Genomic DNA, 23153 nt, shown 5'->3' on the forward strand with positions numbered 1-23153 from the left:
CCCCCCCCCCCCCCCCCCCCGCCAGGCTGCCCAGCGCGGCCAGCTCGACCACGTTCCAGGTCGAGCGTGCCCCGGGAGCGCCCGGTCGGGCCTCCGCCAGGTAGCCGGCCATGACGAGCGCCGCGTGGCGCTCGGTGATCTCGGCGGCCACCACCTCGGCGCTCGCCCCTCCGACGCGGGTGCTGCCCGCCTCGGTGGGGCGACGGCGCCAGGTACGCAGCCACTGACCGGAGCTGCTCGAGCGGGGAGCAGCCCACGCGGTGACGCTGCCGCCCGTGTAGCCCACCTCGAGCGACCACTGGGTGCGCACGTTCTCGTAGGCCGTCCAGGGCACGTGCACCGTGCGCAGCGGGTTGCGGACGTCGATCCCGCCGTCGGACACCTCGACGCGGGGTCGCCAGAACAGCACCCACACGCCGCACGTGACCAGCGCCCCCCACGCCAGCGTCAGCAGCGCGCCGCCGGCGTCCTCGCGGACCTGGACGGCAGTCGCCAGGACGGCGATGACCGCCGTGGCGATCGTCAGGACGCGTCCGTACATCGAGCAGAAGACCTTCGTGGGACCCATGTGCCCATGTTCCCAGAGTTGCGGCGTCACGAGCGCCGGCACTCCCTCCAGCAGGAAGGACACTGATCATCGTGGCCATCGACACGTCCTCCGAGACGCAGTTCACCGCGACCGGGACCCCGGTCCTCGCCGTCAAGGGGCTGGGCGTCGACTTCTTCGTCGACGGATCCTGGTACCCGGCCGCCGCGGACATCAGCTACAACCTCTACGCGGGTGAGGTGCTGGCGATCGTGGGGGAGTCCGGCTCGGGCAAGTCCCAGTCGTCGCTCGCCCTGCTCGGCCTGCTCCCGGCCAACGGCCGCGCGCGCGGAAGCGCGAAGCTCGGTGAGCGTGAGCTCATCGGCATGTCGCACTCGGCGCTGCGGCACGTGCGCGGACGGGAGATCTCCATGATCTTCCAGGAGCCCATGACGGCGCTCAACCCCGTGTACACGGTCGGCTTCCAGATCGTCGAGACGATCCGGACGCACTTCAACGTCGGTCCGGCCGACGCCAAGAAGCGGGCGATCGAGCTCCTGCGCCTGGTCGAGATCCCCGAGCCCGAGCGCCGGTTCGACGCGTACCCGCACCAGCTCTCGGGCGGTCAGCGCCAGCGCGCCATGATCGCCCAGGCACTCGCGTGCGACCCCAAGCTGCTGGTCGCGGACGAGCCGACGACGGCGCTCGACGTCACGGTGCAGGCGGAGATCCTCAAGCTCCTGCGCGACCTGCGCCACCGTGTCGACGCGGCGATCATCCTCATCACGCACGACATGGGCGTCGTGGCCGACATGGCCGACACGATCATGGTCATGAAGGACGGGCACGTCGTGGAGCGGGGGACCTCGGCCGAGGTCTTCGGCTCGCCCCAGCACCCGTACACCCAGCGCCTGCTCGACGCCGTCCCCCACCTCGGCACGAGCAAGTCGGCGACCGAGGTCCGTCACCGCGCGGCCCCGGCGGCCGTGGTCGACCACGAGATCGTCCTCGAGGCCAAGGACATGGTCATCGAGTACCCGGCCCGCCGTCGGCAGAAGGCTTTCCGTGCGGTCGACCGGGTCTCGTTCTCGCTGCGCCGGGGCGAGGTCATGGGCCTGGTCGGCGAGTCCGGCTCGGGCAAGACGACGATCGGTCGTGCCGTGGTCGGTCTGCTGCCGGTCACGGGTGGTGCGCTGCGCGTCGCCAGCACCGACATGGTCGGCGTCTCGCCCAAGAAGCTGCGCCCGCTGCGCAAGGACGTCGGGATCGTGTTCCAGGACCCGGGCTCCTCGCTCAACCCGCGCCTGCCGATCGGCGAGTCGATCGGCGAGCCGCTCATGCTGCACAAGGGCATCAAGGGCAAGGCGCTGAGCAACGAGGTCGAGCGACTGCTGGACCAGGTCGAGCTGCCGCGCGCCATGCGCAACCGCTACCCGCACGAGCTCTCGGGCGGTCAGCGTCAGCGTGTGGGCATCGCCCGGTCGCTCTCGCTCGAGCCGAAGATCCTGGTCGCGGACGAGCCCACCTCGGCGCTCGACGTGTCCGTCCAGGCCAAGGTCCTCGACCTGTTCAAGGACCTGCAGCGTGAGCACGGCTTCGCGTGCCTGTTCATCTCGCACGACCTCGCGGTCGTCGAGATGCTCTCGGACCACATCGCGGTCATGCACCAGGGCAGGCTCGTCGAGGTCGGCCCGACCGAGCAGATCATCCACGCGCCGCAGGACCCGTACACGCAGCGGCTGCTCGCGGCCGTGCCCGTGCCGGACCCGGTGGCCCAGAAGATCCGACGCGAGACGCGCGACGCGCTGCTCGTGGCGGCGGCGCGGGAGATCGACGCCGAGGAGGCCGCCCAGGTCGACGCGATCGGTCGCTCCCAGGCCGCGCAGCTCGGGAACCTCGACAACGACCGGATCCCGCCGTCCAACCAGTAGCAGCAGCACGCCCCTGACCCGTCCTGCCGGACGGGCGGGTGAGATGCCCGACGACGGCGCGCGCCGACGTCGGGCATCTCGCGTCTGCGGGCGGGAGCCGGAGTGTGACGGAGCACCCTCTCCACGCACTGGCTGGCACCCGGTAAGATAGCCGTGCCCGGACGACGGCGCGCGCGTGCTCTGCGCGGGCGGCGCCCGTCTGCTGGCCACCAACTCCGGGGCGGAAACCTCCGTCGCTCGCTCCTCTCCCGAAATGAGTTCTGTATGTCTGTGCGCTCTGACCTGCGCAACGTGGCGATCGTCGCCCACGTCGACCACGGCAAGACGACCCTGGTCGACGCGATGCTGCACCAGTCCGGCGCGTTCGGCGCGCACGCGCACGTCGACGAGCGGGCCATGGACTCCGGTGACCTGGAGCGCGAGAAGGGCATCACGATCCTCGCGAAGAACACCGCCGTGCGCTACGCCGGTCCGGCGGCCGCCGCGGCGGGGCACCCCGAGGGCATCACGATCAACGTGATCGACACCCCGGGCCACGCCGACTTCGGTGGCGAGGTCGAGCGCGGCCTGTCCATGGTCGACGGCGTCGTGCTCCTGGTCGACGCGTCCGAGGGCCCGCTGCCCCAGACGCGCTTCGTGCTGCGCAAGGCGCTCGCCGCGAAGCTGCCCGTCATCATCGTGGTCAACAAGGTCGACCGCCCCGACGCCCGCATCACCGAGGTCGTCGCCGAGGCCACCGACCTGCTGCTGGGCCTCGCGGGCGACCTCGCGGACGAGGTCCCCGACCTCGACCTCGACGCGATCCTCGACGTGCCCGTCGTGTACGCGGCCGCCAAGCTGCGCCGCGCCTCCAAAAACCAGCCCGCGGACGGCGGCGTCCCCGACTCCGAGGACCTCGAGCCGCTGTTCGAGACCATCCTCGAGAAGATCCCCGCGCCGACGTACGAGGAGGGCGCGCCCCTCCAGGCCCACGTCACCAACCTCGACGCGTCGCCGTTCCTGGGTCGCCTCGCGCTGCTGCGCATCTTCAACGGCACCATCCACAAGGGCCAGACGGTCGCCTGGGCGCGTCACGACGGCACCATGCAGAACGTCAAGATCACCGAGCTCCTCGAGACCAAGGCGCTCGACCGCGTGCCGACCGACTCGGCGGGCCCCGGTGACATCGTCGCCGTCGCCGGCATCGAGAACATCACGATCGGCGAGACCCTCACGGACCCCGACGACCCGCGGCCGCTGCCGCTCATCACGGTCGACGACCCGGCGATCTCGATGACGATCGGTATCAACACCTCCCCGCTCGCGGGCAAGGGCGGCAAGGGCCACAAGGTCACGGCCCGCCAGGTCAAGGACCGTCTCGACAAGGAGCTCATCGGCAACGTGTCGCTGCGCGTCCTGCCGACCGAGCGTCCCGACGCCTGGGAGGTCCAGGGCCGTGGCGAGCTCGCGCTCGCCATCCTCGTCGAGCAGATGCGCCGCGAGGGCTTCGAGCTGACCGTGGGCAAGCCGCAGGTCGTCACCAAGGTCATCGACGGCAAGCGCCACGAGCCCATGGAGCGCATGACGATCGACGTGCCCGAGGAGTACCTGGGCAACGTCACGCAGCTCCTCGCGCAGCGCAAGGGCCGCATGGAGACCATGTCGAACCACGGCACGGGCTGGGTCCGCATGGAGTTCGTCGTCCCGGCACGTGGCCTCATCGGCTTCCGCACGCGCTTCCTCACGGACACGCGCGGCACGGGCATCGCGTCCTCGATCGCCGAGGGCTACGAGCCGTGGGCCGGCCCGATCGAGACCCGCGTCAACGGTTCGCTCGTCGCGGACCGTGCCGGTGTGGTGACGCCGTTCGCGATGATCAACCTGCAGGAGCGCGGCTCCTTCTTCGTCGACCCCACGCAGGAGGTCTACGAGGGCATGATCGTCGGCGAGAACTCGCGCAACGAGGACATGGACGTCAACATCACCAAGGAGAAGAAGCTCACGAACATGCGTGCGGCTTCCTCCGACACGTTCGAGAACCTCACGCCCCCGAAGCACCTCACGCTCGAGGAGTCGCTCGAGTTCGCCCGCGAGGACGAGTGCGTCGAGGTCACCCCCGAGGTCGTGCGCATCCGCAAGGTCATCCTCGACCAGACGGAGCGCGCCCGCGCCTTCTCCCGCGCGAAGAAGTCCTGACCGCGTCAGGTCGGTACTCCCGCTGAGCACGCAGCCCGTGCCGCCGGTCCTCGTGACCGGCGGTGCGGGCTCCGCTCTACCTGCACCTCTGGAGGACGAATGAGGCTCGAGCCGGTCCAGCCCCGCGGTGGGCTGCTCGCCGTGCACGCCCACCCCGACGACGAGACCCTCGCGACCGGCGCGCTCCTGGCGACCTGGGCGGCGGCGGGGGAGCCCGTGACGCTCGTGACGTGCACGCGCGGCGAGCAGGGCGAGGTCATCGGTGCCGGGCTCGCGCACCTCGAGGGTGACGGACCTGCCCTGGCCGCGCACCGTGAGCAGGAGCTCTCGGCGGCGCTGACGAGCCTGGGGGTCACCGACCACCTCTTCCTGGACCAGGTCCCGCTGGACCCGGCGCCCGGTGCGGCGGACGACGTCGTCGGTGTGCGCTACCGCGACTCCGGCATGGCCTGGGCCGCACCGGGCATCGCGCGGGCCGCCGCCGAGGCAGACCTCCCGGACGGGGCGCTCGTGGGGGCACCGCTCGACGAGGCGGCGGGCAGGCTCGCCCGGGTGCTGCGCGACCGCCGGCCGCGCGTCGTCGTGACGTACGAGCCCTCGGGGGGCTACGGGCACCCGGACCACGTCCGGGCGCACGAGATCGCGGTCCGCGCGATCGAGCTCGCCGCACGCACGGGCCCGCAGCCACGGCCCGACGGCGTCGTGCCCGCGGGAGCGCGGGCGTCGCTGGGCGAGGGTGCGGGCGAACAGGGGCCCGAGCTGTGGCAGTCCGTGGTGCCCGCCGAGGTGGCACGTGCCGCCCGTCGCGAGCTGCCCGACCTGCCGGGAGTGCGCGCCCTGCTCGCCGAGCACCCCGAGGTCTCGCTGCCGGACCCGGACGAGGAGCTGCCGCCCGTCGCCAAGACCGGACTGACGGACGTCGTGGTGGTCGAGGTGGCCCCCGTGCTCGACGCCGTGGTCGGCGCCCTGCGTGCGCACGCGACGCAGGTCCAGCACGTCGGGACGACGACCTCGCTCGGCGACGGGACGACCGGCGACGGGCTGCCGGGCGCGGCGCCCGGCGGGGTGCTCGGGTGGTACGCACTGAGCAACGACGTCCTTGCTGCCCTCCCTTCACGTGAGTTCTACACCGTGACCCCGGACTCTGCGGGAGGCCCTCGCAGGTTCACGGGAAATGATCAGACAGGACCAGTAGCGTGGACACAGTGAAGAAGACCGGAGCCCGCACGATCGGACGCGCGCTGCTGTGCGTGGTCCTCGGACTCGTGGTGGGCGCCGTCGGGACCGTGATGCACCGGGTCGTCGTGACCGACCACCTGCTTCCCGTGGGGATCGTCGTCGCACTGCTCGCCGTGCTCGCCGGTGGGACGCTCGCGCGTGCCTGGGCCGGGTACGCCGGCCTGGTCGGCTATGCGCTCGGCTGGGTCGTGGTGGTGCAGGTCCTCGCGTCGGACGGACCGGGGGGAGATCTCCTGGTGCCGAACCAGAGCGTCGGGCTCGTCTGGGTCTACGGCGGCATGGCCGTCGTCGCGGTCGCCGCGTTCCTCCCGTGGTCCTGGTTCAGCGACCAGCCCGTGAGGCGGGCGCCGGAAGTCGGGACGAACCCCGAGACGCACACCGGTTCTTCACCGACGCCGACCGGACGGTTCGGTACAGACGCATAGAATTGCCCCTCGCGGGCAGTCCGCACCCCCTCCTTCGTCGCGGCTCCTCTGCCGCGCACCAGATCATCACGGAGACAGTCGATGGGCCACCCGACCGAGCGTGAGAACGCGCAGGAACCGACCACGACCGACGAGGTCTCGACGCCGCCGCAGCCGACCCCGGAAACACCCCTCGAGGATGACGCCACGCCGGCCGAGGGCGTGCCGACGGTCGCAGACGAGGCACCCACGCCGGACCGCGCGAGCGGTGCCGCTGCGCCGGTGGACGCCGAGGAGCCGAGCGCGTCGAGCGCGGCGACGCCGGTCGAGTCTGCCGAGCCTGTTGCGTCGAACGAGCCGAGCGCGGCGACGCCGGTCGAGTCGGCCGAGCCTGTCGCGCCGAACGAGCCGAGCGCGGCGACGCCGGTCGAGCCTGTTGCGTCGAACGAGCCGAGCGCCGCGACGCCCGCCGAGTCTGCTGCGCCTGTCGCGTCGAGCGCCGTGGCGCCGGTCGAGTCTGCCGGGCCTGTCGCGCAGAGCGCTGTGACGCCGGTCGAGTCCGCCGAGCCTGTTGCGTCGAACGAGCCGAGCGCGGCGACGCCGGTCGAGTCCACCGAGCCCGCCGAGCCCGTCGCGCCGAGCGTGGCGACGCCCGCCGAGCCTGTCGCGCCGAGCGTGGCGACGCCCGCCGAGCCTGTCGCGCCGAGCGTGGCGACGCCCGCCGAGTCCACCGAACCTGTCGCGCCGAGCGCGGTGACGCCCGCCGAGCCCGCCGCGCCGAGCTCGCCGGCCCCTGCCGAGGCTGCTGCCGCGAGCGACGCCTCGCCGACGTCGCCTGCCGAGGCGCGTCACCCGTCGTTCGACGACGACGACGTGCCGTACTCGCCGCGTGTCTTCGCCTTCGAGCAGCCGGTCCCCGTCCCGGTGGTGCCCACCGCGGCCCGGCCCGCCGACGAGGCCACCGGACCTGCTGCAACGGCTCCGGTCCAGGCGCAGCCTGCCGAGCCCGCGAGGTCCGAGTCCTCGACCCCCGGAGCGGACTCGCAGGCCACGCAGGTCATGCCGCCGGTCGAGCCGGTCGCGGCCGCGAGCGCGTCCTCTGAGCCGTCCTTCGCTCCGGCGGCGTCGGCGTGGACGAACGCGGCGACGTCGGGAGCGGCGACGACCGCCCAGGGCGCGCCCGACGCCACGCCTGCGCCGGCTCCTCCCACCCGTCCCACGCTCGCCTCGGCGTTCACGCCGGTCGGTGCCTCGACGCCCTCGACCGCGTCCTCGACCGCTCCCTCTTCCGGCGGGCCGTCGGACGGCGGGTCCCCCCTCGACGGCTTCTCGGGCGACAAGGCCCCCAGCCGCCTGCCGAAGGTCGCCCTGTGGGCGGGGGTCGGGGTCCTCGTGCTCGGCGGCCTCTACACGGGGGCGCAGTGGTTCTACTCCGACAAGGTGCCGCCCTCGACGACGGTGGCGGGGGTGGACATCGGCGGGCTCGACGAGCAGGCGGCGGTCGCTGCCCTCGAGAAGGGGCTCGGGGGACGCGCCGCGGAGCCGATCACGCTCGAGGCCGCCGGCTCGACGACCACGCTCGACCCTGCGGCGGCGGGACTCGCGTTCGACGCGCAGGCGACGGCCGACGAGCTCACGTCCTTCTCGATGAGCCCCGCCCAGCTCTGGAAGCACGTCTTCGGAGGCGGGGAGGAGGAGCCCGTCACGACGACCGACCCGGCGAAGCTCGAGGCACAGGTCGCCGAGCTCAAGGCGCGTCTCACCGTCGAGCCGGTCGACGGGAACGTCGTCTTCACGGACGGCAAGCCCGTCGCGACCCTGGCCCAGGACGGCGCGTCGATCATCGAGGACGAGTCGATCGAGATCATCAGCACGTCGTGGCTGACGTCCTCGGAGCCGCTCGAGCTCCCGACGACCCCCCAGGCTCCGGACATCACGCAGGAGGAGACCGACGCGGCGCTCGCCCAGGCCGAGTCCGTGGTCTCCGCACCGGTCACGGTCGCGGTCGGCGGGCAGCAGGCCGAGCTCACGCCGGACGTCCTCGTGTCGGCCGCTTCGTTCAACGCGGTCGAGGGCTCGCTCCAGCTCGCGTTCGACGGTGCGACCCTGCTCGAGGCGGTCGTCGACCGTACGGACGACCTGCTCAACGAGGCCGCGGACGCGAAGTTCGTGTTCGTCGACGGCGCCCCCGCCATCGAGGGCGGCGCACCGGGGACGACGATCGACCCTGCTGCCCTGAGCTCGGCCGTCTCGACGGCCGCTCTGGGCACGGACCGCACCGCAGCCGTCGAGCTCGTCGAGTCCGACCCCGAGCAGTCGGTCGCCGCTCTCGAGGCGCTCGGCGTCAAGGAGAAGATCTCCGAGTTCTCGACGCCTCTGACCAACGACTCCTTGCGCACCGAGAACCTGCGGGTCGGGGCGAGCAAGGTCAACGGGACCCTGGTCAAGCCCGGGGAGACGTTCTCCCTGATCGAGACGCTGTCGCCCATCACGACCGCGGGGGGCTACCACTCCTCGGGCATCGTGCAGGACGGCAAGCACGTCGAGGGGATCGGTGGCGGTCTCTCGCAGATGGCGACCACGACCTACAACGCGGGGTTCTTCGCGGGGCTCGAGGACGTCGAGCACCGGCAGCACAGCTACTGGTTCAGCCGCTACCCGGCCGGACGCGAAGCGACCATCTTCGTCGGGTCGATCGACATGAAGTTCAAGAACGACACCCCGTACGGCGTGCTCATGCAGTCGTGGGTCGGGGGCGGCAAGCTGCACGTCGCGATCTGGAGCACCAAGTACTACGAGGTGCAGACGACCGAGGGCGAGATGCGCAACGTCGTCCAGCCGACCACGGTGACGCACTCCGGAGCGGACTGCGTGCCGCAGCCCAAGGGCAACCCCGGGTTCACCATCACGACGCCCCGCAAGGTGCTGCTCAACGGGGAGGTCGTCAAGGACGAGAAGGACACGTGGACGTACAAGCCTGACAACCAGGTGGTCTGCGAACCCTGACGTCCACCGCGGCGTGCCACCGAACTGGCGGGCCGACGGGGACGGTGTTTCGCGGTCTTCGCAGAGCGGGCCGGGACCCTCGGGTCCCGGCCCGCTCGGTCGTCCCACGGCCTGCGCGTGCGCGTCCCAGGGGTCGTGCGCTCCGGGCTGGGGGACCGGTCCCGTGGATAGACTGCTCGGCGGACGCTGACAGGCGCCGCGTGCGCGCGGCCACCGCGAGAGGCAGGGCGAGGACACTCGATGCTCGGACGTAGTGAACGCGAGTCGGGGGCCCACGCACGGCTCGCCGCGCAGATCGCGAAGTGGCACGGTGCGGACGGCTGGCCTGCGGGGACGGGCGCGGACGACCTGCTGGACCTGGGGTCGACCTCGACCACGCTCGCCACCGTCGCGAGCATCGACGACCTGGCCGCGGTGGTGCACATCGGCCACCCGGCCCAGCCGTCCCACGACCTCGAGCGGGCCCTGCTGGCTGCTTCGCCGTCGCTGGTCATCACCTCGGCGGTCGCGGTTCCCGCCCAGTGGGTGTGGGCCGGCCGCCCGGGCAAGTCCACGGGGAGCGTCGTCGTCGACGAGGCGGGCATGCGCGACTGCCGGCACGTCCTGCGGACCCTGGGGGCCAACCCCCGGCTGGTCCCGTCGCGCACCGCGCTCGACGAGCGGATCGCGCTCGCCGGCCCGGACGGCACGCTCGTGGTCGAGCGCTCGGAGATCCCTGACGGCTGGGAGGAGATCCCCGGCTCCGCTCGGCTGAGCGAGGGCGCACCGATCTGGTACGGGCTGGTCGAGGCCCGCCGTCCTGCCCCGGAGTTCGAGGGCGAGGCGCAGGTCTGGTTCGCGTTCGGCCCGCGCGCCGACCACCGTGGGTCGCTCCAGCAGACCTTGTCGGTCATCGCGCAGAGCGGGATCGACATGCAGCACCTGCGCAGCCACCGCTCGTCCGCGGGGCCGCACATCTTCTTCTCGTCGTTCTCGTGCCCTGACGCGTCGGTCCTGACGGGACTCATCGCCGAGCTGGCCTCGCGCGACGTCGCCCACCGGGTGCTCGCGGTCCTCCCGGGGCGGGACTTCGTCCCCGGTCCGGACGCGCTGGCGCCGCAGTGGGCACCGGGGTACGCGGGCTCGTGAGCAGGGTCGCCTACCTCGGGCCGGAGGGGACGTTCACGCACCAGGCCGCGGTCCGCTGGGTGCGGGCACAGGCGCGGCAGGACGCAGGCCCGACGACGTCCCCCACGTCGGGCGCCGCGGCCGCCCCCGGCCGGGACGGGGAGGTGGAGGTGGACCTCGTCGCCGCGCAGACCGTCGGAGACGTCTATGCGGGGGTCGCCTCGGGTGCGTACGACCACGGGATCGTGGCGATCGAGAACTCGGTCGAGGGCTACGTGGTCCCTTCGCTCGACGCGATCGTCGGCAGCGAGGACGTCGTGGCGATCGACGAGGTGGTCCTGGAGATCACGTTCGACGCGTTCGTCCGTCCGGGGCACGGCGACCTGACCGAGGTCACCGCCCACCCGCACGGCCTGGCCCAGTGCCAGGACTTCGTGGCGAGGTCGGGCGCGGTCCCGGTGCCCTCGTCGTCCAACGCGGCGGCGTGCCGCGACGCGTCCCCTCACCAGATCGCCCTCGGGCCGCCCATCTGCGGCGAGCTCTACGGGCTCGACGTGCTCGAGGCCGGGGTCGAGGACTTCCACGGTGCGCGGACGCGGTTCCTGACGATCGTGCGGCGCGACCGGGCCCGGGCCGCGCTCGCGACCGCGCAGGAGGGGGCTCCTGCGCAGTGGCGCACCATGCTTGCTCTGACTCCTCACGTGACCGGGCCGGGGGTCCTCGCGAGGATCACGCGCGCGTTCGGGGCGGGTGGGGTCAACCTGTCGAGCCTCATCACGCGTCCGCTCAAGGCGCTCGAGGGCCGGTACGTGTTCGTCGTGACGGTCGATGCCGCGCCGTGGGAGCCCGCGGTGCGGGACGTGCTCGAGGGTCTGCTCGCTGCGGGCGACTCCGTGAAGACGCTGGGGGTCTTCCCCGCCCGGGGCGAGCTCGACGAGGCGCTGTCCTCCGACCACGTCCCCGTGGGATCGGTGCGCGCCGGGGCCTCGCCCGAGGAGCTCGACCGGGGGCTGTTGTGGGCCTGAGGGCGACGGCGGTCGAGGTGGGGGTGACGGTCGGCGAGGGCCGTCCGACCGTCGCCGTCCTGGGGCTGGGCCTCATCGGGGGGTCGCTGGCACGTCGGTTGCTCGCGCAGGGGCTGGACGTCACGGGGTTCGACTCGTCGGCCGCGACCCGTGCCGAGGCGGCGACGGCCGGGATCGTCGTGGCGGAGGACGTCGAGTCCTTGTGCGCTGCCGCCCCGGACGTCCTGGTCCTCGCGGTCCCGTTGCGGGCCATGCGCCCCGTGGCCACCGAGGTGGCCCGGTTCCTGCCGGCCTCGACCCTCGTCACGGACGTCGGGTCGGTCAAGGGGCCGGTGCGCGACGTCCTGGTCGGGTGCGGCCTGGGCGACCGCTACGTCGGCGCGCACCCCATGGCAGGGACCGAGCAGTCGGGGTTCGCGTCGTCGTCGGCGGAGCTGCTGGACGGTGCGAGGTGGGCCGTCACGGTCACCGACGGCACCCGTCCGGAGCAGCTCGCCGCGCTGCTCTCGCTCGTGACGGGGCCCGCCGGAGGGTGCGCCTACGTGCTGACCGACGACGTCCACGACGAGGCGGCCGCACTCGTGAGCCACGTCCCGCACGCGTTCGCGATCGAGCTGCTCAACCTGGTCTCCGCCGCACCCGTCAGGGACGTCGCGCTCGCGCTGGCCGCGGGGAGCTTCAGGGACGGCACCAGGGTGGGCCGGACGGATCCTCGGCGGACCGAGGCCATGCTCGCGGAGAACGCGGGGTGGGTGGCCCCTGCGCTGCGGCTCGCCGCTCGCGACCTCGAGGCCCTCGCCACGGCCCTCGAGGCCAACGCCTCGACCGCGGAGTTCTTCGACCGGGCGGACGACGTCCGGGCGACCTGGCGACCGCACGACGCGGCCGTCGCGCGGCTGGGTCGGGCGGCGCCGCAGACAGCGACGACGGTCTCCGGCCACGGGGGAGAGGGCGCGGTCGAGCGGCTGTCCGTCGATCTCGCGGACGCCGGATGGCGCTCCGAGCTGATCGACCTCTGTCTCGCGGGGTGGGCGGTCGTCGCGGTGCGGGGGACCGTGCTCGAGCTGGGCGGGGCGGCGTCCGGAGCGTAGCCCACTGGCCGGCGCCGGGCCGCGGCCACGGTCACTCCCTCGCGGGGACCTCGTGCCGTGCGACGGGTCGCCGCTCGCGTCGAGCCGTCGCGCACGTGTCGGAGGTCCGTGGAACCGTGGGTGTCATGGAGATCACACGGATTCAGCCTGCCGGGCTCGTCGTGAGCCCGGCGTTCAGCCATGTCGCGATCGTGCCCGCGGGTGCCGCGACCATCTACGTCGGGGGCCAGAACGGCGTCGACGAGACCGGCGCGGTCGTCTCGCAGGACGTCGCCGAGCAGTCGGTCCGGACGATCGACAACGTGGTCGTCGCGCTCGAGGCGGCGGGGGCCACCCTGGCCGACGTCGTGCAGTGGACGGTCCTGCTGGTCGAGGACGCGGACCTCGGCGCGGCGTACGGCGCGATCGCGCCACGGCTCGCCGGACCGGGCGTCCCACCGCTCGTCACGGCGGCCCGCGTCGCCGGGCTGGGGGTCCCCGGGGCCCTGATCGAGGTGAGCGCGATCGCCGCGATCGCGCCTGCCTGAGGCGGTCAGTCGACCGGTCGGCGCGGCAGGCGGCGTGGCGGTCGGGGCGGGATGCGCTTGGCGGCCACGACGTCGGCGGCGGGGATCGTCACCTCGACCGACTCGCGGGACCCGCCCGCGTCGGTCCGCAGCGTGATCGACTCGCCGGGAGCGACCGCCAGCACGATCCCGATCACGTCGGTGACCGACTTCCCGCGCTCGCCGTCCGCGTCGTCGCGCGTCGCCAGGGCCTCGGCCTCGGTCAGTCGCCGCCGGACCACGACGCGCGTACCCACGGGCCAGGTCGACCACGCCTCGAGCGCCGGGCGTGGGGTCGGGGAACTGGTGCTGCTCATGCTCTCCTCGTCCGCCGATGGCCGGGATGCCCGGCTCCTGAGCGATACTAGGGGGAAGTGCTCGGTGCAGCAGGTGAAAGGGACCTCCGACGTGACGTACGTGATTGCTCAGCCTTGTGTGGACGTGAAGGACAAGGCGTGCATCGAGGAGTGTCCGGTGGACTGCATCTACGAGGGCAAGCGGTCGTTGTACATCCATCCTGACGAGTGCGTGGACTGTGGTGCGTGCGAGCCGGTGTGTCCGGTGGAGGCGATCTACTACGAGGACGACGTGCCGTCGGAGTGGAGCGACTACTACCGGGCGAACGTGGAGTTCTTCGATGACCTGGGGTCGCCGGGTGGTGCGGCGAAGATGGGCATGATCGACAAGGACGACCCGATGATCGCGGCCCTGGCCCCGCAGGCCTGAACGGCATGGGATTCGCCGACCTGGGTGGCCTCGCCTACCCGTGGGACTCGCTCACGCCCTTCGCCGAACGTGCTCGCGCGCACCCGCGGGGCCTCGTCGACCTGTCGATCGGTACGCCGGTCGACCCGACCCCTGCCGTCGTGCGCGACGCTCTCGCGGCGGCCGGCGACGCGCACGGCTACCCGACCACTCACGGGACGCCCGTCCTGCGTGAGGCCGTCGTCGACTGGTTCGCGCGTCGCCGCGGCGTGCCCGGCCTTGACCCGGACGCGGTCCTGCCCACCGTCGGCTCCAAGGAGCTCGTGGGCCTGCTGCCCTCGCTCCTGAGGCTCGGCCCGGGGGACGTCGTCGTGCACCCGGCCACTGCCTATCCCACGTACGACGTGGGGGCTCGCCTGGCGGGGGCCACGCCCCTCGCGACCGACCGGGTCGAGGACTGGTCCGGCCGCGGCGACGTGCGGCTCGTGTGGGTCAACTCGCCAGGGAACCCGACGGGCGAGGTCCTGGGGGTCGAGGAGCTGGCACGGATCGTCGCGGCCGCCCGGGAGATCGGTGCGCTCGTCGTGAGCGACGAGTGCTACGCCGAGCTCGCGTGGGCCGAGCCGTTCGCGACCGAGGGGGTGCCGAGCATCCTCGACCCGAGGGTGAGCGGCGGGTCCACGCACGGGTTGCTGGCGGCCTACTCGTTGTCCAAGCAGTCGAACCTGGCGGGGTACCGCGCGGCCTTCGTCGGAGGTGACCCCGCGGTGGTCGCGGACCTGCTGACGACGCGCAAGCACCTGGGCATGATCGTGCCGGCGCCGGTCCAGGCGGCCATGGTCGCGGCCCTGTCGGACGACGCGCACGTCGCGGCGCAGCGTGAGGTGTACCGGCGCCGGCGGGACGTGCTCCTGCCCGCGCTCGGGGAGGTCGGGCTGGAGGTCGACGGCTCGCAGGCCGGGCTGTACCTGTGGTCGCGCCCTGCCGGCGCGGCCGACGGTGAGGACTGCTGGCGGACCGTGGGGGACCTCGCGGACCTGGGCATCCTGGTGGGCCCGGGCGCGTTCTACGGCCCTGCGGCGGCGGGGCACGTCCGCGTGGCGCTCACCGCGACCGACGAGAGGGTGCACGAGGCCGCGGCCCGACTGTCCGGGGCATGAGCGCCGGGAGTTTGTTGGGCTAATCACTCCCCGTTCTCGCCTGTGACCCGCATCACACCCGCGTGACGGTTTCGTGACCGTTCCAGATTGGTCACGTGTGGGTGAAGCGAGTACCGTCGACCCAGGCCAACGCTGTCCGACACTTCGGTCTTCGAACATCCTGGGCCGGACAGGTGGCGATCTCGCAGCGACACCACGGAAGACACGCGCAGCCACCCGCAGGGGGAGCGGCAGCGCGCAAGGAAGGAAGACATGACCACCACCCAGCAGGCGACAGTTCGGCTCGTCGTCAACGAATCGAGCCAGGACCTGCCCGTGGTCGCAGCGACCGAGGGCAACGACGGCATCGTCGTCTCCTCCTTGCTGAAGTCGACCGGGCTCGTCACCGTGGACCCCGGGTTCATGAACACCGCCTCGTGCGAGTCGGAGATCACCTACATCGACGGTGACGCGGGGATCCTGCGCTACCGCGGGTACCCGATCGACGAGCTCGCGGAGAAGTCGACGTTCCTCGAGGTCGCGTACCTCCTGATCCACGGCGAGCTGCCGGACGGCCCCACGCTCGACGCGTTCGTCGAGCGGGTCAACCGCCACACCCTGGTGCACGAGGACTTCCGGACGTTCATGGGGACCTTCCCCCGCAACGCGCACCCCATGGCGGTGCTCTCGTCCGCGATCAACGCGCTGTCGACGTTCTACCCCGAGTCGCTCGACCCGTTCGACGACGACACGGTCGAGCTCGCGACGGTCCTGCTCCTCGCCAAGACGCGCACCATCACGTCCTACCTGCACCGTCGCGCCGTGGGCGAGCCGCTGCTCTACCCGGACTACTCGCGCGGCTACGTCGACGACTTCCTGCGCATGACGTTCGCGACGCCCTACGAGAAGTACGAGTCCGACCCCACCGTGGTCGACGCGCTCGACAAGCTCCTCATCCTGCACGCGGACCACGAGCAGAACTGCTCGACCTCGACCGTGCGCGTCGTGGGCTCGAGCCACGCGAACCTGTACGCCTCCGTCGCGGCCGGCGTCAACGCGCTCTCGGGCCCGCTGCACGGCGGTGCCAACGAGGCCGTCCTGTCGATGCTGGACAAGATCCAGAACAGCGACTTCGACGTCGACACCTTCATGAAGAAGGTCAAGAACAAGGAGGACGGCGTCCGCCTCATGGGGTTCGGGCACCGGGTCTACAAGAACTACGACCCGCGTGCTGCGATCGTCAAGGCCAAGGCCGACGCGGTGCTCTCGACGCTCGGCAAGAAGGACGAGCTGCTCGACATCGCGCTGCGTCTCGAGGAGATCGCGCTCAACGACGACTACTTCATCGAGCGCAAGCTGTACCCCAACGTCGACTTCTACACGGGCCTGATCTACAAGGCCATGGGCTTCTCGCCGGCGATGTTCACCCCGCTGTTCGCCCTGGGCCGCATGCCCGGGTGGATCGCGCAGTGGCGCGAGATGATGAAGGACCCGCAGACCAAGATCGGGCGCCCGCGCCAGGTCTACACGGGCGCTACCGAGCGTTCGTACCTGCCGGTCGAGGGCCGCTGACCGCTCGCCTCCCACGCCCGACGGCGCCTCGCACCTCACGGTGCGGGGCGCCGTCCGCGTCGGGGGACCCGTGTGACCGGAGCCCCGACGGTGGCCCGGGCTCAGGGCCAGGGTTCAGGACTCGTCGACCGTGGCGACCGTGAGGCGGACCTGGCCCGCCCGGGGGTGCGGCACGTCCTCGGTCGCCTCGGTGACCGACCACTCGGGGGACTCCCGCGACCACGTCCGGTCGCCCACGTCGACCTGGAGGACGTCCGTGGCGTCGGCGCTCGCGACGGCCCACTGCGCGACCGCCCAGGCTGCTCGTCCGCTCACCGACGGGTCTCCCGAGAGGGACGACGTCTCGACAGTCACCGTCGCCCCGTCGACCGTGACGGGGAGAGGGCCGAGGTCCCGCTCGATCCGGACCTCGACGTCCGCGACCGACTCCTCGGTGCTCACGAGCGTCACGGGGTCCACGGGGGCGAGGTCGCAGGTCAACGTCCCCTCCGAGTTCCCCGTGAGGGCCGAGGCCCAGGCGCGCGAGCGGGACTCGTGCTGCGCGTACGCGTCGGGGAAGCCCGACCTCTGGACGGCCTGGGCGGCGACCGTCACCGGGAGCTCGGTGTACCCGTCGACCTTGTCGAGGCCGTCGTAGAAGGCCTTCGTCGAGTAGACGGGGTCCATGATCTCCTCGATCGAGCCCCAGCCCTGCGACGGGCGCTGCTGGAACAGGCCCACCGAGTCGCGGTCGCCGTAGTCGATGTTGATCAGGCGTGACTCCTGCAGGGCCGTCGCGAGGCCGATGGTCGCCGCGCGTGCGGGCATCCCTCGTCGCACCGTGGTGATGGCGATGAGCGCGGCGTTGTCGGACTGCGCGGGCGACAGGTGCCAGGCCTGCCCGTCGGCCGTGGCCGCGCACCTCTCGGCGACCGGGCTGTGGTCGTCGAGCCTGTTGAGGGCGACGACCACCCCTGTCGTCGCGACGGCGAGCACCGCGACGACCGTGACGGCCAACCGCAGGGGACGTCGTCGCCGCCGGGAGCGACGCTGCTCGCGCGAGCCCGACGGCGGGACGCCCGGCCCGCCAGCGGTCGAGACGTCCCGCGGGCCCGATGGCTCGAAGGGGGAGGTCATGTCAGTTGGCGTGCAGGGCGGCGTTGAGCTCGATGCCGACACCCGTCCGGGACACGGCCTCGACGCCACCCGTGAGGGAGTTGCGGCGGAAGAGGAGGTTGTCCTGGCCCGACAGGTCGCGCGCCTTGACCACGACCGGTGCGCCGTCGGGACCGCTGCGACCGACGAGCGTCACCTTGGTCCCCGCGGTCACGTAGAGGCCGGACTCGACGACGCAGTCGTCGCCGAGGGGGATGCCCAGCCCGGCGTTGGCGCCGAGCAGCGAGCGCTGGCCGATCGAGATGACCTCGCGGCCGCCGCCCGACAGCGTGCCCATGATGGACGCGCCGCCGCCGATGTCCGACCCGTCACCCACGACGACCCCCGCCGAGATGCGGCCCTCGACCATCGAGGTCCCGAGCGTGCCGGCGTTGAAGTTGACGAAGCCCTCGTGCATGACCGTCGTGCCGGCCGCGAGGTGCGCGCCCAGGCGGACGCGGTCGGCGTCGGCGATGCGCACGCCCGAGGGGACGACGTAGTCGACCATCCGGGGGAACTTGTCGACCCCGAGCACCTGGACGGGCTGACCGGTGGCCGCGCGCAGGCGCAGGCGCGTCTCCTCGAAGCCGTCGACCGCGCACGGTCCGTGGTTGGTCCACACGACGTTGGCCAGCGCGCCGAACACGCCGTCCAGGTTGAGGCCGTGGGGGGCCACGAGGCGGTGCGACAGGAGGTGCAGCCGCAGGTAGGCGTCGGCCGCGCCGACCGGGGCGGCGTCGAGGTCGATCACGGTGCGCACGGCCACGACGTCCACCCGGCGCGCGTCGTCGCGCTCCGTGAGGGCCTCGAGCGAGGCGGGGACGGTCTCGTCCGAGGGGGCCTGCCCGAGCGCGGGGGACGGGTACCAGACGTCGAGGACCGTGCCCTCGTCGGTCACGGTGGCGAGGCCGAAGGCCCAGGCGGTGCGGGGGCCGGGTGCGGCGCCGGTGGGGGTCGCTGAAGTCATGCCTTCACCCTATCCGTCACTCCCGTCCGGGCGGTGAACTGTCCGGGTAGGGTCTGCGTGTGACCAGCGACGAGACTCCCGACCTGACCTCCGACCAGAGTGCGCCGTCGACGTCGGCCCCGGCGACCCGGCTCGACCTCGACGGTGACCTGACCGCGCTCTTCCGCGCGGTGTGCGACGTGCCGTCCGTGAGCGGGGACGAGAAGGCCCTGGCCGACGCGATCGAGGCGGCGCTGCGACCGCTCGCGCACCTCGACGTCTCGCGCGACGGCAACGCGGTCGTCGCCCGCACGCACCTCGGGCGCTCGCGCCGGGTCGTGATCGCCGGGCACATCGACACGGTGCCGCTCACCGACCCGCCGAACCTCCCCACCCGTGTGGTCGGCGAGGGCGCGCAGGCCGAGGTCTGGGGGCGTGGGACGGTCGACATGAAGGGCGGTGTCGCGATCCAGCTCGCGCTCGCGGCCTCGCTCACGGCGCCCAACCAGGACGTGACCTGGGTCTTCTACGACCTCGAGGAGGTCGCGTCCGACCTCAACGGCCTGGGACGCCTCGCGCGCAACCACCCCGAGCTCCTCCAGGGCGACTTCGCGATCCTCGGCGAGCCCACGGCCGCGGGGATCGAGGGCGGCTGCAACGGGACCCTGCGGGTCGAGGTCCGCGTCCCCGGGGTCACGGCCCACTCGGCACGCGCCTGGATGGGCTCCAACGCGATCCACTCGGCGTCGGTCGTGCTCGACCGCCTCGCGGCCTACGAGCCCGCGTCGATCGAGGTCGAGGGCCTCGTCTACCGCGAGGGCATGAACGCGGTCGGCATCCGTGGCGGCATCGCGGGGAACGTCATCCCGGACGAGTGCGTGGTCACGGTCAACTACCGGTTCGCGCCCTCGCGCTCGCTGCCCGACGCCGAGGCGCACGTCCGCGACCTCTTCTCCGGTTTCGAGGTGGTCGTCACGGACGCCGCGCCGGGGGCGCGCCCCGGGCTCGACGACCCGTCCGCGGCGGACTTCGCCGCGACCGTGCTGGCCCTCACGGGTGGGGCACCCGCGCCCAAGTACGGCTGGACCGACGTCGCACGCTTCGCCGAGATGGGGATCCCGGCCGTGAACTTCGGTCCCGGCGACCCCGTGCTCGCGCACAAGGACGACGAGCGGTGCCCGGTCGGTCACCTCGCGCTGTGCCACGACGCGCTGCGCGCGTGGCTCACCCGCTGATCGTCCCCGCCACGGGTCCCGGGAACGCTTAGGCTCGGAAGCATGAGCGACGACGGAGTTCCCCAGGCAGGCACGGGCTACCGCAAGGGGCCGGTGCTGCTGCGGGGCAAGCAGATCCCGAAGCAGACCACCGACCAGCGCCTGCTCGACACCGCGGGCAGCGCCGACTGGGTCCACAGCGACCCGTGGCGCGTCATGCGGATCCAGAGCGAGTTCGTCGAGGGTTTCGGCGCGCTCGCCGAGGTCGGCCCCGCGGTGTCGGTCTTCGGGTCGGCGCGCACGCCCGCGGACCACCCGGACTACGCGCTCGCGGAGCAGGTCGGGCGGCTCCTCGCGGAGCGTGACCTCGCCGTCATCACGGGCGGCGGCCCCGGCGTGATGGAGGCCGCCAACAAGGGGGCCAACGAGGCGGGCGGCCTGTCCGTCGGCCTCGGGATCGAGCTGCCGTTCGAGCAGGGCATGAACAAGTACGTCAACCTCGGCGTGAACTTCCGGTACTTCTTCGCCCGCAAGACCATGTTCGTCAAGTACGCGCAGGGCTTCGTGGTCCTCCCGGGCGGGTTCGGCACGTTCGACGAGCTCTTCGAGGCGCTGACCCTGGTCCAGACGCACAAGGTCACCGAGTTCCCCATCGCGCTCGTCGACACCGAGTACTGGCAGGGCCTCATCGACTGGGCCCGGACGACCGTCGCCGGTCGCGGCATGATCAGCCCGCACGACCTCGACCTGCTGTACCTGACCGACGACCCCGCGGACGCCGTCGAGTACGTCTGCGAGCGGGGCGAACAGCTCCGTGCGGAAGAGCTCGAGGCCGTCGTGGACACCGAGGTCGCGCAGCGGCGGGCGTCCGGCGACCGGTGAGCCACCCCGCCCAGCGGGAGGAGGGGGACCGGGAGACCGGGGCCCCCTCACCCGTCCCCGAGACGCCCGACGCCGGGGTGCCCGCGCAGAGCGCACCGCTCGTGCTGCGCGGGCGCGCGGTCGGGGTCGACGAGTCCGCGCCGGGGCGAGCTGAGCGTCCCGTGGTCATGGCGATCGTCAACCGCACGACGGACTCGTTCTACGCCCCGGCCCGCCAGCTCGACGACGACGCCGCGCTCGATGCCGTCGCGCGCGCATGGTCGGAGGGCGCCGCGATCGTCGACGTCGGGGGGGTGCGCGCCGGGACGGGACCGGAGGTCACCCCCGCGGAGGAGATCCGCCGCGTCGTGCCCTTCGTGGAACGGGTCCGTGCGGAGTTCCCCGACCTGCTCGTGAGCGTCGACACCTGGCGGGCCGACGTCGCCCGCGAGGCCGCGCTCGCCGGGGCGGACCTCATCAACGACACCTGGGCGGGGCACGACCCGCGGCTGGTCGAGGTCGCGGGCGAGATGGGCGTGGGCGTCGTGTGCTCGCACACGGGAGGCGCCGTGCCACGCACCGACCCGTACCGCGTCGCCTACCCCTCCGCGGCGAGCGGCGCCCGGGGCGGGGACCTCGGCGCGGCCGGGACCCCACCGCGGGACCCGCGCGACGCCGTCGTGCAGGACGTCGTGACGACCCTGGCGACGGCCGCCGCCCGAGCCGTCGCGTGCGGCGTGCCCGCGGCGTCGGTGCTCGTCGACCCGACCCACGACTTCGGCAAGAACACCTGGCACTCCCTGCACCTCGTGCGGCGCACGCAGGCGCTCGCGGGCCTCGGATTCCCGCTGCTCATGGCGTTCTCGCGCAAGGACTTCGTCGGTGAGACGCTCGACCTGCCCGTCGACGAGCGGCTCGAGGGGACGCTCGCGGCCACCGCGGTCGCCGCGTGGCTCGGAGCCCGCGTCTTCCGCGCCCACGACGTCGCCGCGACGCGCAGGGTCCTGGAGACCGTCGCGGCGATCCGAGGAGACGCACCGCCGGCCCGCGCGCTGCGCGGCCTCGCATGAGCGCGGGGGACGAGGCCGGCGGGTCCGGGAAGGCCCTCGGACGTCGCGCCGAGGAGACCGGGACGGCGCCGTCGGCGGCGGTCGGCTCCCGGCGCCGACCCGCGGTGCTCGCCCCTCGACGGTGGCCGTGGGCGGTCCAGGTCCTGGCGGTCTACGCGGTGGCGAGGCTCGTGACCGCGCTGGTCCTCGTGGTCGTCTCGCGCTGGCAGGAGGCCAACCTCTGGACGGACGCGGCGCCGTCGTACACCGCGTGGACCGGGCGGATGTGGGACGCCTCGTGGTACCAGCAGATCGCGGACCACGGGTACCCGTCCGAGCTGCCCGTCGACGCCGACGGGAACGTGCAGCAGAACGTCTGGGCGTTCTACCCCCTCTTCCCGTTCCTCGTCCGCGCGGTGCAGCAGGTCACGGGACTGGGATGGGACGTCGTGGCTCCCACGGTCGCCCTGCTGTGCGGCGCCGGGGCCATGCTCGTCATCTACCGCCTGGTCGAGCGGGCAGGGCACCTGGCCGTCGAGCGGCGCCCCGGCCTGCCGCTCGCGACGGTCGCGCTCGTGAGCGCCTTCCCGTCGTCGGTCGTCCTGCAGGTCGCCTACACCGAGGCGCTCGCGCTGCTGCTGGTCGCGGGAGCCCTGTACCTGCTCTGGGCGCGGCGCTACGAGTGGGCCGGCCTCGTGATCCTGCTGCTCGGGTTCACGCGCGCGGTCGCGCTGCCGCTGGCCGTGGTCGTGGCGTGGCACGCGGTCGTGCGGTACCGGGAGTGGAGGCGCGAGCGCGGCACGGCCGCCCCGTCCGCCCCGGTCGCTGCGGCGGGAGGGGGACGGGCGACGGGCGTCGAGCCCTCGGGCGGGCCACCGGTCCTGCCGCGGACGCGCGTGCCGTGGCGCGAGGTCGCCCGGGTCGGAGGGCTGTTCGTGGTGGCCGCGCTGAGCGGCCTGGTCTGGCAGGTCCTGTGCGGGATCGCCACGGGGCGCACCGACGCGTACCTCCTCACCCAGGGCGCCTGGCGGGGGACCGGGCCCGTGGTGCCGTTCCTGCCGTGGGTCGACGTCTCGCGAGCGCTCTTCGGGACGGTCGGGCCGTGGGTCCTGGTGCTGGTCCTGGCGGCCGTGGCGGCCGTCGGCCTGAGCCCCGTGGCCCGGCGCCTGGGCCCCGAGCTCCAGGCCTGGCCCCTGGCGTACCTGGGCTACCTGGTCGCCGTGATCGAGCCGTGGACGAGCATCGTCAGGTTCCTGCTGCTGGCCTTCCCGCTCGGGGCAGTCACCCTCGGGTGGACCCGGTCGAGGTGGTGGTTCTGGGGCTGTCTGGCGGCCGGCGTGGCGGGGCAGGCGTGGTGGGTCTGGTCGCTCTGGCGGCTCACGCCGCCGAGCGGCTGGCCGCCCTAGCTGTACCCGGCCAGGAGGTTGGTTACAGCCGGCTGATCGGGGGTTGCCCGCCGAGGGCTTGGTGGCGACGTTGGGTGT

The 23153-nt window shown here is 72.8% G+C and carries 20 protein-coding genes; 16 read left to right on the forward strand and 4 right to left on the reverse strand.

Features of this window, described 5'->3' with window-relative positions; all coding sequences use genetic code 11:
* A partial coding sequence (locus H9623_RS08475; RefSeq protein WP_193719613.1) for a PH domain-containing protein occupies positions 1-568 on the reverse strand: 568 nt, incomplete at its 3' end.
* 71 nt (positions 569-639) lie between these two features.
* On the opposite strand from H9623_RS08475, the gene H9623_RS08480 reads away from it, so the two are divergent.
* The 9 genes from H9623_RS08480 to H9623_RS08520 all read left to right on the forward strand — a co-directional run bounded on the left by H9623_RS08480 (position 640) and on the right by H9623_RS08520 (position 13031).
* Positions 640-2457, forward strand: a complete 1818-nt coding sequence (locus tag H9623_RS08480; protein WP_321575352.1) for an ABC transporter ATP-binding protein — start codon at positions 640-642, stop codon at positions 2455-2457.
* A 264-nt stretch (positions 2458-2721) separates the two neighbouring features.
* Positions 2722-4632, forward strand: a complete 1911-nt coding sequence (gene typA, locus H9623_RS08485; protein WP_193719614.1) for a translational GTPase TypA — start codon at positions 2722-2724, stop codon at positions 4630-4632.
* Between the two features lie 99 nt (positions 4633-4731).
* A complete protein-coding gene (locus tag H9623_RS08490) occupies positions 4732-5841 on the forward strand; it encodes a PIG-L family deacetylase (RefSeq protein ID WP_193719615.1) in 1110 nt (369 codons plus the stop codon).
* A complete protein-coding gene (locus H9623_RS08495; RefSeq protein WP_193719616.1) occupies positions 5838-6296 on the forward strand; it encodes a DUF6113 family protein in 459 nt (152 codons plus the stop codon). The genes H9623_RS08490 and H9623_RS08495 overlap by 4 nt, the downstream gene beginning before the upstream one ends.
* Before the next feature lie 81 nt (positions 6297-6377).
* A complete protein-coding gene (locus H9623_RS08500; protein ID WP_193719617.1) occupies positions 6378-9281 on the forward strand; it encodes a VanW family protein in 2904 nt (967 codons plus the stop codon).
* A gap of 240 nt (positions 9282-9521) precedes the next feature.
* Positions 9522-10409, forward strand: coding sequence for an ACT domain-containing protein (locus tag H9623_RS08505; RefSeq protein WP_193719618.1), 888 nt, complete (start codon positions 9522-9524; stop codon positions 10407-10409).
* The gene (locus H9623_RS08510; RefSeq protein WP_193719619.1) at positions 10406-11413 is read left to right on the forward strand and encodes a prephenate dehydratase; all 1008 of its coding nucleotides are present in this window, start codon (positions 10406-10408) and stop codon (positions 11411-11413) included. Before H9623_RS08505 ends, H9623_RS08510 begins: the two co-directional genes overlap by 4 nt.
* Positions 11414-11436: 23 nt before the next feature.
* On the forward strand, positions 11437-12504 hold the full coding sequence (locus H9623_RS08515) for a prephenate dehydrogenase (protein ID WP_193719620.1): 1068 nt from the start codon (positions 11437-11439) through the stop codon (positions 12502-12504).
* 125 nt (positions 12505-12629) lie between these two features.
* A complete protein-coding gene (locus tag H9623_RS08520; RefSeq protein WP_193719621.1) occupies positions 12630-13031 on the forward strand; it encodes a RidA family protein in 402 nt (133 codons plus the stop codon).
* Positions 13032-13036: 5 nt separating this feature from the next.
* Here H9623_RS08520 and H9623_RS08525 read toward each other — a convergent pair whose 3' ends face one another.
* Complete coding sequence (locus H9623_RS08525) at positions 13037-13366, reverse strand: DUF6725 family protein (RefSeq protein WP_227748379.1); 330 nt, start codon at positions 13364-13366, stop codon at positions 13037-13039.
* A 91-nt stretch (positions 13367-13457) separates the two neighbouring features.
* On the opposite strand from H9623_RS08525, the gene fdxA reads away from it, so the two are divergent.
* The 3 genes from fdxA (at position 13458) to H9623_RS08540 (ending at position 16465) form a co-directional block, all read left to right on the forward strand.
* Positions 13458-13775 carry a ferredoxin gene (fdxA, locus tag H9623_RS08530; protein ID WP_129429411.1) on the forward strand — a complete coding sequence of 106 codons (318 nt, stop codon included), beginning with the start codon at positions 13458-13460 and terminating at the stop codon, positions 13773-13775.
* A 5-nt stretch (positions 13776-13780) separates the two neighbouring features.
* Complete coding sequence (gene dapC, locus H9623_RS08535) at positions 13781-14914, forward strand: succinyldiaminopimelate transaminase (protein WP_193719622.1); 1134 nt, start codon at positions 13781-13783, stop codon at positions 14912-14914.
* Between the two features lie 252 nt (positions 14915-15166).
* On the forward strand, positions 15167-16465 hold the full coding sequence (locus H9623_RS08540; RefSeq protein ID WP_193719623.1) for a citrate synthase: 1299 nt from the start codon (positions 15167-15169) through the stop codon (positions 16463-16465).
* Between the two features lie 114 nt (positions 16466-16579).
* On the opposite strand, the gene H9623_RS08545 is transcribed toward H9623_RS08540, so the two are convergent.
* On the reverse strand, positions 16580-17581 hold the full coding sequence (locus tag H9623_RS08545; protein WP_227748380.1) for a hypothetical protein: 1002 nt from the start codon (positions 17579-17581) through the stop codon (positions 16580-16582).
* Between the two features lies 1 nt (position 17582).
* Complete coding sequence (gene dapD, locus H9623_RS08550; protein ID WP_193719624.1) at positions 17583-18566, reverse strand: 2,3,4,5-tetrahydropyridine-2,6-dicarboxylate N-succinyltransferase; 984 nt, start codon at positions 18564-18566, stop codon at positions 17583-17585.
* 83 nt (positions 18567-18649) lie between these two features.
* Here dapD and dapE point away from each other — a divergent pair, with 83 nt between their 5' ends.
* The 4 genes from dapE to H9623_RS08570 all read left to right on the forward strand — a co-directional run bounded on the left by dapE (position 18650) and on the right by H9623_RS08570 (position 23075).
* Positions 18650-19780: a succinyl-diaminopimelate desuccinylase gene (gene dapE / locus H9623_RS08555; protein WP_193719642.1), complete on the forward strand. Its 1131-nt coding sequence runs from the start codon at positions 18650-18652 to the stop codon at positions 19778-19780.
* A gap of 42 nt (positions 19781-19822) precedes the next feature.
* The gene (locus H9623_RS08560; protein ID WP_193719625.1) at positions 19823-20641 is read left to right on the forward strand and encodes an LOG family protein; all 819 of its coding nucleotides are present in this window, start codon (positions 19823-19825) and stop codon (positions 20639-20641) included.
* Between the two features lie 77 nt (positions 20642-20718).
* Positions 20719-21690, forward strand: coding sequence for a dihydropteroate synthase (locus H9623_RS08565; RefSeq protein WP_407671876.1), 972 nt, complete (start codon positions 20719-20721; stop codon positions 21688-21690).
* Entirely contained in the window at positions 21687-23075 is a 1389-nt protein-coding gene (locus tag H9623_RS08570; protein WP_227748381.1) for a hypothetical protein, read from the forward strand. Before H9623_RS08565 ends, H9623_RS08570 begins: the two co-directional genes overlap by 4 nt.
* Positions 23076-23153 lie beyond the last annotated feature (78 nt).

Source organism: Oerskovia douganii, assembly GCF_015142735.1.
Taxonomy (GTDB): Bacteria; Actinomycetota; Actinomycetes; order Actinomycetales; family Cellulomonadaceae; genus Oerskovia; species Oerskovia douganii.

What these genes read in the sequence shown, in the direction of transcription:
- H9623_RS08560 (WP_193719625.1), top strand. Translation starts at nt 19,823, where the DNA reads ATGAGCGACGACGGAGTTCCCCAGGCAGGCACGGGCTACCGCAAGGGG.
- H9623_RS08570 (WP_227748381.1), top strand. Translation starts at nt 21,687, where the DNA reads ATGAGCGCGGGGGACGAGGCCGGCGGGTCCGGGAAGGCCCTCGGACGT.
- H9623_RS08500 (WP_193719617.1), top strand. Translation starts at nt 6,378, where the DNA reads ATGGGCCACCCGACCGAGCGTGAGAACGCGCAGGAACCGACCACGACC.
- H9623_RS08520 (WP_193719621.1), top strand. Translation starts at nt 12,630, where the DNA reads ATGGAGATCACACGGATTCAGCCTGCCGGGCTCGTCGTGAGCCCGGCG.
- H9623_RS08545 (WP_227748380.1), bottom strand. Translation starts at nt 17,581, where the DNA reads ATGACCTCCCCCTTCGAGCCATCGGGCCCGCGGGACGTCTCGACCGCT.
- dapD (WP_193719624.1), bottom strand. Translation starts at nt 18,566, where the DNA reads ATGACTTCAGCGACCCCCACCGGCGCCGCACCCGGCCCCCGCACCGCC.
- H9623_RS08490 (WP_193719615.1), top strand. Translation starts at nt 4,732, where the DNA reads ATGAGGCTCGAGCCGGTCCAGCCCCGCGGTGGGCTGCTCGCCGTGCAC.
- typA (WP_193719614.1), top strand. Translation starts at nt 2,722, where the DNA reads ATGTCTGTGCGCTCTGACCTGCGCAACGTGGCGATCGTCGCCCACGTC.
- dapC (WP_193719622.1), top strand. Translation starts at nt 13,781, where the DNA reads ATGGGATTCGCCGACCTGGGTGGCCTCGCCTACCCGTGGGACTCGCTC.
- H9623_RS08540 (WP_193719623.1), top strand. Translation starts at nt 15,167, where the DNA reads ATGACCACCACCCAGCAGGCGACAGTTCGGCTCGTCGTCAACGAATCG.
- H9623_RS08525 (WP_227748379.1), bottom strand. Translation starts at nt 13,366, where the DNA reads ATGAGCAGCACCAGTTCCCCGACCCCACGCCCGGCGCTCGAGGCGTGG.
- H9623_RS08505 (WP_193719618.1), top strand. Translation starts at nt 9,522, where the DNA reads ATGCTCGGACGTAGTGAACGCGAGTCGGGGGCCCACGCACGGCTCGCC.